Origin of the sequence: Gardnerella sp. 26-12 (assembly GCF_001660745.1) — a bacterium.
Taxonomy (GTDB): Bacteria; Actinomycetota; Actinomycetes; order Actinomycetales; family Bifidobacteriaceae; genus Bifidobacterium; species Bifidobacterium swidsinskii.
This window is the reverse complement of sequence record NZ_LWSR01000049.1, coordinates 1-14,337: the sequence shown is the minus strand read 5'-3', so window position 1 is coordinate 14,337 and position 14,337 is coordinate 1. Positions and strand designations below refer to the sequence as shown.

The 14,337-nt window shown below is 41.3% G+C and carries 6 protein-coding genes; all 6 read right to left on the bottom strand.

The genetic code is table 11. From position 1 onward, the window contains the following. Positions 1–15 precede the first annotated feature (15 nt). Positions 16–2,043, bottom strand: coding sequence for a ribonuclease J (locus A5295_RS03560; RefSeq protein WP_004118687.1), 2,028 nt, complete (start codon positions 2,041–2,043; stop codon positions 16–18). A gap of 154 nt (positions 2,044–2,197) precedes the next feature. Next, a complete protein-coding gene (locus A5295_RS03555) occupies positions 2,198–3,592 on the bottom strand; it encodes an MFS transporter (RefSeq protein WP_064340656.1) in 1,395 nt (464 codons plus the stop codon). A 60-nt stretch (positions 3,593–3,652) separates the two neighbouring features. Continuing rightward, the gene (locus A5295_RS03550; RefSeq protein WP_004107272.1) at positions 3,653–4,339 is read right to left on the bottom strand and encodes a GNAT family N-acetyltransferase; all 687 of its coding nucleotides are present in this window, start codon (positions 4,337–4,339) and stop codon (positions 3,653–3,655) included. 181 nt (positions 4,340–4,520) lie between these two features. Then, positions 4,521–8,726 (bottom strand): ATP-dependent DNA helicase, encoded by a 4,206-nt coding sequence (locus A5295_RS03545; RefSeq protein ID WP_064621720.1) that lies wholly within the window; start codon positions 8,724–8,726, stop codon positions 4,521–4,523. A 2-nt stretch (positions 8,727–8,728) separates the two neighbouring features. Beyond that, entirely contained in the window at positions 8,729–13,438 is a 4,710-nt protein-coding gene (locus tag A5295_RS03540) for a PD-(D/E)XK nuclease family protein (protein ID WP_064621719.1), read from the bottom strand. A 43-nt stretch (positions 13,439–13,481) separates the two neighbouring features. Then, positions 13,482–14,297: a hypothetical protein gene (locus A5295_RS03535; RefSeq protein WP_064621718.1), complete on the bottom strand. Its 816-nt coding sequence runs from the start codon at positions 14,295–14,297 to the stop codon at positions 13,482–13,484. Positions 14,298–14,337: the final 40 nt, after the last annotated feature.

The window sequence follows — 14,337 nt, the reverse complement described above, 5'->3', positions numbered from 1 at the left end:
TTTGATTATTTTTCATTATTCTTGACTATTTTTTGCAATATCCGCAACTACCGGAACGAGCATAGGCTTCCTGCGTAAAGCGCGAGCCACCCAACTGCCCAATGTGCGTCGCATAATTTGCTGCAATTTATAAGTATCGTGCTCGCCGCGCATCATAGCATCTTGCAACTGTTCAACAATTTGATGACGAACCTTCTCAAAATCAGCCTCGTCTTCAGCAACAGCATTCAAGAAAATCTTTGGACCAGAAACCACGTCAGCGTGCTCTGTATCAACTACAACAAAGCTCGAAACGAAACCTTCCGTGCCCAAAATTCTGCGCTTTTCAAGCTCTTCATCTGTAAGCTCACCGACAGAATCACCATCAACATACACGTAACCGCATGGCACAGAACCAACAACTGCAGCATTGCCATGATACAAATCCACAACATCGCCGTCTTCAGCAAGCACAACGTTATTTGGATCAACGCCAGTTTTTACTGCAATCAATCCGTTTGCAACCAAGTGACGATGCTCACCATGAATTGGCATGGCGCACTTTGGCTTCACAATGTTGTACAAGTACAGCAACTCGCCTTCATTGCAATGACCAGACACGTGGATAGCAGCATTATCTTTGTTAATTACGCGCGCACCCAACTGCACAAGCTTATTAATAACTTTGTAAACCTCATGCTCATTGCCTGGAATAAGCGAACTTGCAAGAATAACAGTATCGAATTCGTTAACAGTAATATCTCGGTGACTGCCATCTGCAATACGCCCAAGCGCAGCCATAGGCTCACCTTGTGAACCAGTGCACATGTATACGAGCTTGTCATCCTGAATATCCTTCGCCTGTTTTAAGTCAACAACAGTATTTTCAGGAATATGCAAGTAGCCTAAATCCGCAGCAATTGACATATTGCGAACCATCGAGCGACCAACGAACACAACTTTGCGCCCAAACTTATGCGCAGCGTCAACCACTTGTTGCACGCGATGAACGTGACTTGAGAAGCTAGCAACAATAATTTTGCGCGTAGCTTCAGCAAAAGCGCGATCCAAAGCCGGACCAATCGAAGTTTCAGGCTTCACAAATCCTGGTACTTCAGCATTAGTGGAATCAGCCATAAGCAAATCTATGCCTTGCTCACCTAAACGCCCGAACTCAACTAAATCAGTAATGCGATGGTCAAGAGGAAGCTGGTCAAGTTTAATATCTCCAGTATCAATAAGCGTTCCGGCTGGAGTTTTTACGCACACAGCGAGCGCATCTGGAATAGAATGCGTAACAGTAATAAATTCAAGGTTAAACGGACCGACTTTCATCTTATCGCGACCTTCTACGCGAATAAGCTCCGGATCAATATGATGCTCTTTGCACTTAGCTTCCACAAAAGCAAGAGTTAGCTTTGAACCAATTAACGGAATGTCGGGACGCATTTTAAGAAGGTAAGGCACACCACCGATATGATCTTCGTGACCATGCGTTAAAACCAATGCCTCAACTTTGTCTAAGCGATCTTGAATGTAGTGAAAATCTGGGAGAATCAAATCAACGCCTGGCTGCTCTTCTTCTGGGAATAGCACACCACAATCGATAAGCAGAATATGACCGTTATATTCAATTACGTTCATATTGCGGCCGATTTCACCCAAACCACCAAGCGGTACGATTCGCATTGAGCCTTTACGATACTTTGGCGGCGCAATAAGCGCACCTTCTCTTTGATCGTTAACTACAGGAGGAAGAACATTTCCTGTTCTACGAGTTGATGACTTTGCGTTTTCTGTTTTAGTTTCTTTGTTGAATTTAGCTTTTTTAGTTGATTTAGTTTTAGCAGATTTTACATCTTTAGTAGATACTGATTTAGTTGAAGTATCAGAAGACATTTTTTTATTCACTTTTTTCACCGACTGTCGAATTTGCTTAGACGACGCAGAAGATTCTTGGTTATTAAGAGAACGCATATTATCAGCGTCAGATTGCAACGCATCGCGTACTACTTCAGCAAGAATTTCCTCAGTACGTTCATCATATTCTATTTTCATATTCATCTCACTACATCTTGCGATATTGCGCACTTCTTTCTAGTGTACCGTTAGGACTCAACTCAGCTTTTGTTACTGAAGCGGCAGAAACTTTACAGCGGCGTAAAGAAACTGCCGTCCCCTAGCCAAAAAGCGGCAGAAACTTTACACGCGTGCGCAGTTAATGTCGCTTTTTAAGCACCATTACAATAAACCAGCCGAACGTTGCGATAGGTATAGCTGCCATTGTTGAAATCCACGGAACCATCATTCCGGCATGCGAATTCCACGAGTCTATTGCAGCTCCAGCAGCCATCGAACCTAAAGAACAGCCGACAGCAGACGCAGTTGGTAGCCATGAAAGACCTTCCGTAAGCGATTCTTCAGGGACAGTTGCTTTAACGATAAGATTTCCAGTAGCAAAAATTGGCGAAACGCATAAGCCGGAAAGCACTTCAAAAACGCTCATAAGCATAAGTCTGTCAATATTAAGACTCATAAGCACAAATCCAACAGTTAAACCAGTCAAAAATACAATCAAATGCGACCAATTAGAACCGCGGAATTTATGCGATCCAAAAATAATCGCTCCCACAAGCGAACCGCATGCAAACAATGCCAGCTGCATACCAATAAAATGATCAAGTCCTTGAGCTTTCATTGCAGCTGTTACAGACACGTCAAATGCACTAAAACTCATATTAAACACAACAAACATGAGCACTAGCGGGATAATACCGCGGTAAAGCAGCACGTTTTTGCCACGCTTTTTTGAGTGATGATTGTGCAATTGCTTAAGACTAAATTTGTCTGCAAATGAGCGTTTCGGTTCTTGCTTTTGAGATTCCGCATAATCTTTAGAAATTTCATCTTCTTTTTGAGAAGCGATTAATACATCAACGTCTTCAGCTGTAGCAGTTGGAACTTCCACTACTTTAAGCACAGCAGGTTGAGTATTTTTTAGAGAAAAGAACCAAGCTCCGCCCAATCCACTTGCAAATACTGGCACGAATAATTGCGAAACAGGATGCACAGAAGTTGCTAACCACGCAGCTAAAATAGGTCCTAATATAAACACAATTTCATCGATACCAGATTCCAACGCATAAGCAACGTTTAATAAAGAATCGTCATCTTCTGCACGCAATGTATAAGCCCAACGAGTACGCACCAACGCGCCAAAAGCAAACTGAGTTACGCCCATCACAATTGCTAGCACAAAAAGCAAAACAAGAGGAACCTTAAATAACGCTGCACATGCAAAAGAAATCATAGCGATTACTTGTGCACTTAGCGCAATAACTCCAACTTTACGCTGACCAAAACGGTCGAAAAGCTTAGCATACACAGGAGTTACCGCAGCTTGTGCAAGCACATACGACGCAGACATTGCTCCAGCAATAGTCCAGTTGTTATACAAATGGTTTAATGCAAGAACAATCCCCAACGCAATCATAGACATCGGCAAACGCGCAATCGCGCCTGCTACACAAAACGCTTTAGCTCCATTAAATGAAAATAATCTAGAATATTGAGAAAATACCGATGCTTTCTTAGTTGCCGTTTGCGACGACATATATTTCTTTGCTCCTTTTGTCAAGCAAGTCACGCACGTTATACATTTGCATATTTTTTATTAGCACGTTTTAGAACGAGCATTCGCTTGCTTTGAACGAACTCTCGGCTCACCTGAGTAAATATACAAGTCATCCACCAAAGATTTCACGTTCTTAGCTTCATAAGGATGATCCGAACGCATAAAAGAAGCATCTCTTCTAAGCCCGTGATAATCATAAAAGCTTACGTCGCACGCTGAATCAGTATGCAAATAGTAACGATTTACGCCATTATTTCTTAGCATATGCATTGTTCGCTTCCACAAGCCTCCACCGACACCATGCCCACGAGCATCCGGAGATACAAGGAAAAGCTCCAATTCCGCTTGAGTTAAATTATTAATATGAGATTTTGCTTCAAGTTTAGTTTCCAACGCGCGCATGCCATACGCTTCTTCTAAAGCGAGAGCATAGTTTTTGTCACAATTTTCTTTCATTGCGGCTTCTTGCTCGCGAAGCATTCTCCCTACTTCTGGAAATAAAACAGGTGCGCCAAAAACTCGCGCCAAAAGCAGACCCATAAACTTACCGTCTACTTCAGCAATAGTACCATGCGTTGAAGGTTCCAAGTAATGCAACACACATCTTCGAGAAAGACTTAACGAAGCATCTTTCCCAACTTCTTGCGCAATACCCCAAGTACGTTCATATTCTTTAACCATTGCATCAATATCGCTGAGTTTTACAGAACGAAATTCAACAGTCATGATTCTTCCTTACTTCATACTCAAATCGATGTTGTGCGTATGCCCGCCCACACACACTGCACGAGGAATCTGCACGTTTTCGAAGTGATGCACGATGCGTTTCAATCGCGGCGCAAAATACGTTACAGCAAACAAAAATTGCAGCAAATAAATTGCGGCAAAATGATTGCAATAGCAACATTTATGCGTCATCATCATCGAGGGAGATTAACGTGTCAGAGTGTAACTCGGCAAGGATCTCATCTTTCGTTTTTTGCTCGGCATGAATTTCCCGTTCACATTCATCCGATATGTTCACATAATAAAGGGTGGCATCGATAGCATCAAGCGGAACCTTAGTCATAAGAGACAGAAGCAGACGATACCAGTCAAGCTGACCAAGTTTAAGCGCAATATCTTGTGGCTTGGTTGGTTTTCTACCGGTTTTCCAATCGACTATCGTGTACAATTTGCTTGGATCTTCTGGATTTAAACCACCTGCGAATATTGCGTCGATTTTGCCATTAATAATTTGATCGCCTAATTCTGGAACATGAGCTACAATCGGCTGCTCTGCTGCTATAGGACGGCGATGCGCCCATTTTGATGTTATTAAACGCTGCTTCCATATCAACAATTTGCGCTCAGAAGATTTTGCATTTTGCGAAATCTTCTCGCAAGTTCCAGCAACGTTCTCATCAATATTCTCGCCAACGTTCTCATCAACGTCATACTGAATAGAATTTTTATTCACACAACCAGTTTTTATAAACTGTTCAGCCCAGGCATGAAAACGAGTTCCCAAATCAGAAGCAGGCGAAGAAACACTAGGAATAGGGCGAATAATTGCCATCCATTCCTTTCGCAAACGCTTAGCATCCGCATCATCAAAATCTTCATTCGCGCGCGAATAATTATTACGAAACATAGCGCGCCTTTGCACAGCAGTCACATTGACATTTTCAACATTAGAAAGCTGCTCTGCTCTGTTTTTTAACTCTTGAATGTTGCAATACCAATCAATTTTCGGCATTAAATCCGCATCTTGTAGCAAAGCTTGAGCTTTGTAAAGCAAAGAATTATCTTTTGAAATACCAGAAACTTGATTACTAATTTTTGAATTTACAACGTCTTGCGCAGATTTTTGCAATACACTACGTATAGCTTCACTAGATGCACTCGGCCAAGATAATTGCTTCTTATTATCTTCAGTTGGAATAGAGCTTTCCTCGCTAAATAATTGCGCAAGTTGCGAAGCTGACTCCCCTACAACATAACCTACTTGATTTGAAGAATCTGAAACCTTAGCTGTGACCTGAACCGGAGATTCTTCAGATCCGCGCATTGAATCATACATTTCCTGCCAAAAAACAGAAGGTTTTTTAACTCTAGAAGTTGAAATATTTGAAGATTCATCTACAGAAGAAGCTGCACCATTGGCAGAATTTTCTTTATTCTCAACAATGCTCATAGCATTAGACTGGCTGCAAGTGAGCAATGCTGCGAATTTAGCACGCGTCAAAGCAACATACATAAGGTGACGCTCGTCAATGTGCAAAGCGCGCCCACGCTCCTCGACTTGCGAAAGAGGCAATGTGCCAGTTTTCATTACAGCGTCATACACTTTGCTAGCTTCTGAAGGAATCGCTTCTACTGGAGCCTGCTCATGCTCATGGAACTTTTCTGCCAAATCAAACATTTCTCTAGCTCTTGAACCATAAACTTCTGCGTCGATATCGTCTACAGTTAACATATTTTTCAAAGATTTTTGAGGTTCCATGCTAGTTTCAAGATCAACATCGTGAGGGAATCTTGGCAATATATTTGCATCCACTCTCATAGAAACAGGCACTTTTGCAGCAACTTCGAGCGTTGCGTATGCCCTTTCCCTGTACACGCCACTTTGTTGCGTTGCTATTACGCGCAAATTATCGCCTTGATTACTTGGGAACACGCCTTCATTAAGCCCAACTATCGCTACAGCAGGCCATTCCAAACCTTTCGATTGGTGAATAGTCATTAATACGACATCCGCAGGTTCATCCACTGAAGAAGGTTGATCGTTAATTTTGTCTATATTGAAAATCCAAGACATAAACCCATGCAAAGTAGGAGTTGTAAAATCGCTCATTTCTTGCAAATACGCGTCTGCTAGTAGACAAATAGAATCGACAGTAGAGTGCATATCGTCAAGAAGCGTTGCATTAGAGGAAGTATCATTCATAAGCGCACGAGATAGCGCAACGTCAATATCAACGTTAAGCGTTTCTACAGCAACGCGCATAATATCTTGCAAAGAGCCAGATTGAGCACGTTGTATTGCATGAATCATTTGCCCTATTTTTAACACTGCTACATAAGCTTTAGAGCTTAAATTATTTTTTAGCTCAGAAAGCAAATTATTGTCGTTTTTGTCGTTATTTTTTGCTTCTTCGCTTAGTTGAGTTTCGTATGCTTCAAGCAAAACATCCGCCACAAAAACTCCACCATGAATACTATTGGTTTGCGAAGCTTGAGATTGCTGTTCTCGAACAACTTGCGACCACTTAGAGCGAGGAGTTTCAGCGTCTACTAAACCTGCTTGCACTAAAGCACGAAAAACATATTCGATATTCTTTGATGTTGCAATATTAGCTATAGCAGCCAAATCATCAGTATTAAGCGCAAAACGAGGAGTTGCAAGCAATCTCATCAAAGCTTGAGTATTTGTGTGATCTGCAACAACAGAAAGAAGAGCTAAAACATCTCGAATTTCTGGTTTTTCAAGCAATGCAGAATACCCAACAGTAAGAGTGCGCAAACCTGCTTTTTGTAATGCTTCTTCATATAACGGAATATTATTTTTGCTACGGAAAAGAACTGCAACTCTAGCAGATGCAGAATTAGTATCGTCGTTTTCAGATAGCGCATTATGTTTTACATATTTTACAAAACGCACAACGGCTTCTACTTCTTGATATTGCGTAGGCATATTTAACACACTAAAAGTACCTTTTGGCGCATTATCTAAGTATTGCAAGTTTTTCACTTCTACTTCTGTAGCAAGTGAACTACTATGACGAAGCGGAGGCACTCGCAAAGGTTTCGTAATAGAATTTGCAGCTTTTAATATAAGCTGCGAATTGCGTCGCGTTCTTGTAAGAGAAAACTCACTTGACTGGTCGATATTTAGTGCTTGCTCAAGCTTTCTGAAAGCTCCGGAACTAGCTCCTCTAAACGAGTAAATAGCTTGGAAGGGATCACCTACTGCAGCAATATGCGTTTGTTGAGTAGTCAAAAAGTCTTGATTTTCACTAGTTTTCGCAACAACGCTAGCTTCTTCAACACCGCTAGTTTTTTTATGAAACAGCGTTGCAATCAGCATTGCTTGAGTGGTAGAAGTATCTTGATATTCGTCAAGCAAAACTTGGCTGTATTGGCGGCGATACTGCTCTGCAATAGAAGGAAAATGCGTCACCAAACGGTATGCAGCAATAGTAAAGTCGCTAAATTGCGCCATATTTGCGCGCTGCTTTGCTGCGTCAAAAGCCAAAACTAATTCAAGTAATGCATTGCGCTTCTTAGCAGCTTCAAGCAAGTTATTACAAGATTCATAACACTTATTTTTTAATGTAATATTCAGGTATTCTACGTATTCTTTTCCGTAATTTTCGCACTTTTCGAAATATTTTTCATCCGAATCGTTTTTTCCGCGACGCAATTTAATAGAGCTAGGCTTTTTTGCAATTATTTCAGTAGTTTCAGCACAATCAATTGCTTTTTGCAAATGTTCAATCCAAGCGTTATTCCACTTTTGAATTTCTAGAACAGCTTTAGACGTGCTATCTATAGACTCTCCCCTGCTATTTATGCCAATCATCGAGCATGAAATATCTGCTGCGAGCGCAAGCACGTCGTCAATAAGCGCATCAAAACTATACCAAGACAGTATTTCCGCATGATTAGTAACATAATCGTTTACTAGCGGTTTTATTAATTCGCGCGCACCTGCATCGCTTAAAGGTTGCGTATTTTGATCAAATCCAACGAGCAAACCATATTGGCGCACAATTGACTGGAAAAAAGCATCGTATGTCATTACTTCTGGCTTCAAAAAGCCACTTGAAGATGCAGAATTTCCGTTATTAATGAGCTTATTTATTTCGCTACTATGCTGACTTACAGCTTGAGCAACTCTTGCAAGCAGCTCAGAAGCTGCTTTATTAGTAAAAGTCAACCCCAAAATACTTTCAGGAGCAACTCCGCGCTCAATAAGGTCGATAACGCGACGAGTCATCGTATACGTTTTGCCACTTCCAGCTCCTGCAACAATAATCATGTTCTTATTTGTTGGCGCTTGAATTGCTGCAGCTTGTTCCACGCTATCGGTGTTCTTGCGAGTAAATTGCTTATTTGTTTTATCAATCATAACTACAGCACCTCATATACAGTATCTATGCAACCTGCGCATGCTGGGCATACTTGTTTTCCATTGCAATACTTCAAGTGTTCAGAAGTTGGGTGCGCAATAATCTTATGCGAACGAGCTGCCGCAGCAGCATAGCAAACGCGCGAAATCATAGTAAGAGACCATTTTGCGCTTTGATTTAATGATGTAAACGACTGCCAAGCGTTTTCGCTTACATTTTCTGGACAATTCTTCGCAATATCGTCAAGCTGCGGACAATCTAACAATCTTGCCATATTTTTGAATCCAACTCGTAACTCAAGCGGATTATTATTTAAAGTATTTTTTACGCAAAGCGGCGGCTGATACACGTTTTCAGCAACGTTATGATCTTGAGCAGGATAATCATTCTTAGCAACGTGAAATAGAACACTTCGTGAAATAATCGGCGCATTCGAAGCATCAATAAGCGGATTCTCATCAGAAAAAAGTAAAGCAAGCTGATAGCAAACTAGCTGCAAATCGTTAAAAACTCCGCTTGCTGTTAAAGGTTTTCCTGTTTTGTAGTCCAGTAAACGAATATGCTCAGAACCATCTGAATTGATGCGCTTTTCCATGCGATCAATTCGACCGTGAATATGTACTTGCATATCTTCACTTGCGCCATCCGGCCACCCTCCAACTAAAGCACCCATCAATTCGTAGCAGTCATGCGTAGTAACGGTTTGCAAATTTGCATTCTTAAAAGTATTGTTCAATACGCGAGTAATATCATTAAATCCAAAATGCGCGCTTGTTTGCAATTCGCAATACGCTTGTTGCAATCTGCCTATGCTGCTTTCTAAAGATTTTTCGCTTTTTGTAAGAGATTCTAATATGCCGTTTTCTGACTTTTTTGAGTTAAGCGCATATGTTGATTGATCGTAAGAAGTAACAAAATATTGCGCAATTGCATGTAACGCACGTTTAATATTCTTCTCACGCGCAAGAGCCGAATAATGCTCCTTACTATCTCGAATATCTGCAAGTTCAGGCGCAATACTTAAGTAATAGTTTTCCATAAGATTTGCGATTGCGTTACTGCGGCGCACAAGCGGAGAGTAAGGCGAATAGTCGGCTGAATTATTCGTCGCTTCAGCCGCATTATTCGTCGCTTCAGTTTCATCAACTTCAGTTTCCGGCATATCGTAATGCTGATTTTCGCTTGCCCACCTTGCAGTTTCGTGAATTAGCGTGCCAAAATACGTTGCCGCGCTGCCGGGTTGAGGGCCTAAAAGCTGACGATTGACCAATCCACACACAGGGCATGCCCACAAACTGTCTACAGCTGAAGGAGACAAGCTTATAACAGAGTTAGTTTTTTTAGCAGAGCTAGCTTTTTCATTATCTTTTCCAACAGAAGATTTCTCATCAACATAGTCATCGACATCGCTCATAAAATCCCACTCAAAAGGATCAGCGCAAAATACTCCATTTTCTTTAAGTAATTGCAACGTTTGAGCAGCGTCAATAATCGCATTTCTAGACTTACTATTCTCACTATCGGAACTACTTGCACTATCTGCACTACCTGCATTACCTGCATTACCTACACTATTTCCAAACTCTTCTTTCATAGAAGAAGCACGCAAAATTTGCGAACGAGCAGCACACACTAGTCCACGAACATCCATATCTAAACCGGCAAAAGGTGTAGTAAATTCCGTAAAAGGCGTGCGCGAATTTTCATTATTGTAGTATCTTTCAGGCAAATAATAATAAAGAAAGTCGCTTGGCACAGCACTATCGCTATATTGCGCGCTTATATACAAACGCTCTGTTGCGCGCGTAATAGCTAACAAAAAACTGCGCTGTTCCGAGGCAAAAACTGCAGATTTATCATTATTTGAAAGAAGTGACGCATTCACAGTCAATTTAGAAGCAGAAATCTTAGAATGCAAAATAATATTCGCTAAACTTTCTGCGCCAAACATAGTGCTACGAGAAGCAAGATTTGGCCACACACGTTGTTGCAAAGTAGGCATCCACACAAGATTCCAATGTTTTCCAACAGAACCAGCAGGAGTAGTAAGCGTTACAGCATCTGGAACAGGCGCTACTTTAGCAAGAGAATCAGCTTCAATTTCCATGCCACGAACTTGAGCTATAAAATCTGCAATACTTACAATATTTTCTTGTTTAAAAGTATCGTCAAACGTATTCATTGACGAGATATCAGAAGAAGCATATGAAGAAACATAATCAAAAAGACGCATTGCAGCATCCAAGCGATCGTTAGCTCGATAACCTTCCGAATTATGCTGTAAAGACATACGCTGCCAACGCTCAGCAACATGACAAATATTCCAAGCCTCACCAAGAGCGTATTGAGCACTACTCAAATCAGGATTATTGTGCATACGAGAAGCGAGAATTTGCACGTTTTTCCACAGTTTTACAAAAGATGCAACGTGCGGATTCCGAGGTGCCATATTCTGCAATATTTGCAACACTGTAGAATCATTAAAGTATGAATCTTCAGAAAGTGCATCCTTAGAAAGTTTTTCCTTAGAAAGCGCAGCACTATTTGAAGAATAATCAAAACGAACTAAAGAATCTTTACGAACATTAGAATCATCATCTATAAAACGTGCAACATCTGCTACACAAAGCAAATAGCATGCATCAAGAGACAATGGCATAAGATCATTTGAACTGCCATCAATACGACTATTATCAACCAAAATTTGAGATTCAAAGTACGCTTTGCTTTGCGCATTATGAAGCGAATTTTGCAACAAATCCCAGTTATGAACAAGATTTCGCAAAGGCGCATTAGATTCAAAGCTCTTGTTATTTTCACAATTTTTCTCAATTAAAACAGCCGAAAGAGAAGAAAGAGAACGCATAAGCGAATCTACAGAATATAACTTCGCAGGTATTTCAACGTCTAAATCACCGTAAAATCCAGAATCGCTCTTAGTAATCGAGGAAAGTGGACTATCCATAATATTCTGAACTCGCAAACGCACCCACGAAGCCAAATTTTGCAAACTTCTACCATGTTTTACTTGCTCAACAATTCCAGAAAAACCGTGCTGCGCAAATTGAGCAAGTTCAATAAGCGCAAATAAACCTTGCACAAACGGCTCATCTTTTAATGGGCGAGCTACTAACGAGTATCGCACAGGAACTCCAGAAGCGCGAAGCTGCTCGCCAAAAAGACGAACAGTGGAATTGTCGTGCGCAATTAACGCCATATCGCTCCACTTGCGCTTATTATTTACGTGAGATTGCTTCATTTGCCAAATAACAGCATCTAATTCCTCGCGCTGTGAACGATATAACGCTGTAAAAACAGTGTCATCTGAGTTTAGATGAGAATTTTGTGGGGTTTCTATAGGCTCAATCGGTAAGGACCCTACAAATTTTGGCATTTTCCAAGGGCGATTTGGGAGCGCAACATCTGTTTTATATTGCGAAGTAAGCGAAAGAGAAACGCGCGAAGCGAGTAATTCACGCATCGAAGGTGCTTGGGTATAATTTGCAAAAGTTGGATCTGCAGAATAATTTTTAGAAGAATCAGCAGAATCGTCGGAAGAATTTTCGCAAGAATCAGTAAAACCCGTATATTCTAAAGTTTGTTCAGCAGCATTCAACTCATCCAAAGCTGCAGAAATTGCATAATCCGGGTACGCTCCTCTAAACGATTGCACAGATTCATCCGGATTCGCAAGCAAAACTAAACGCGTGCCAATCTTCGACAAAGTCTCAATAAAACTCAAACCAGCCAAAGTAATATCTTGATAATCATCGACTACAAGAAGAGCCGGAATTTCAGAAGAGTTTACTAAACCATGCTCGCCTAATTCGCGCGCAGATTTTGCGCCCTCAACCAACAGTTGCGAAGCGTCAAGTCGGAAAGAAGATTTATAAGTGTCGGCAATTATTTTTCGATATTCAGCTCGCAAAGCAAACGCCAAACGCCATTGAGTTAATCTACGTTTAATAAGCACAGACGTTTGTAAAATATCACTATTATTGGCGTAAGATTGCTCGTCACTAAGAGCGCAAAGAACTGAATTTTCGCTTTCAAAATCGCTAATACCAAGCTCATCTAAACGAGCGAGCATATCGCGCAATTGATGCATAAAAGCGTTGTTAATATCGAAACTATCTGCCAAAAATTCTGGAGACGAAGAAGCTGCTTGAGCAGCCTGAGTTGTTGAAGGCGCGGAAGTGTTAGAAGTGGCGGAAGTATTAGAAACTGCGCAAGTTAATGGAATAACCCATTGAGACGTTTCAAAATAATCCTTAAAAAGCGCGCATATATTGCAATCACCATTATCTCCACGCATAACATGCTCAATGTGTGCGCGCAAAACTTTACGAAGCAAAGAATCCTGCTCAGCACCATTTAGCAGCTTAGGCGAAGGCTCATTCTTTAACTTACAGCAAGCAGAAATGATATTAAAAGCTAAAGAAGCCAAAGTGCCAACTGGACGAGACTGCTTACTCACACCAATTTGACGAATAATAATATTGTCAATTTTTGAAGCAAGAACACGATTTTGCACAGCCATCGCAGTAACATTATGCGACCAACGCTTATAGCCGGAAATTGCTGCGCGCACAGCAAACTGCGTTTTACCAGTATTCGGCGCACCATACACAAGCAACGCATTAGTCACATTGCCAGAAGAATTGCGTAACGTACCGTCAAATAATGCTTGTAATGCAGTATCCTCACTCATACGCTTAATTCTAGCAATTAGGCAATAGTGGCGCGCAACAATACTATTCTTTTAATATTGCACGAGCGCGAGCATCCTTAAGCGCAAGAAATACACTGCCGACACCAATAAAAATAAGAGTAAACACAATTAACAAATACGCAACACCAACGCCCAAAGTAGTGGCATTAAAAGTTTGCGGTGCAAAGCCGAACCAGCCGGCAGGAGCGCCATAATTGAGGAAATTATAAGGCGCGCGCATTGCATGAACACCCCAACGAACACCAGCAAACTCGCTAAGCATAGCAGCATAAGCAACATAAGCAAGAGGCGGAACAGTAGAAACATACAAATGTGCGCGAGTAGAGCGGAAACGATAATCAAAAAGCACAAAATCAGCGATTGCAAGAAGCGGCGCAACTGCGTGAACGCAAAGGCTGCTGCATCCGTTATTCATGTAAGCGCCGACAAAACCAAGCTTATTGGTAGGTGCTAAGAAACACAGGTACAAAGTGAATGTGACAGCAATTGAGATGGTCATCATGAATTTGAAAATGTACCAAGCGTTGGATTTTGAGTCGAACCATGCGCAAGATGCTGCGAAATCTTGCTGGGAGGCGGAAACTGGCTGCGCTGCTAAATCTACAGAATTACGAGCACGCATAAACGCAGCTGTATCAAGCAAAAGCGATCCAGCAAGAGCTACGCAAATCATAAGGTTAGAAAGATTCGTAAAATAAGTGAAGGTCATTAAGCCTTCCCACGAAGCAGCCATACCATAAACAGATGCGATGATTGCAATCGCGCGTATTGCTGTGCGTGTCGCGTATTCGCGCGCTGTGAGCGGAGTCTTTTGTTCTAGCATGGAATCGTTTGCCATGTTATCTCGCTTTCGTAACTTCTATAATCTACTTTTTATT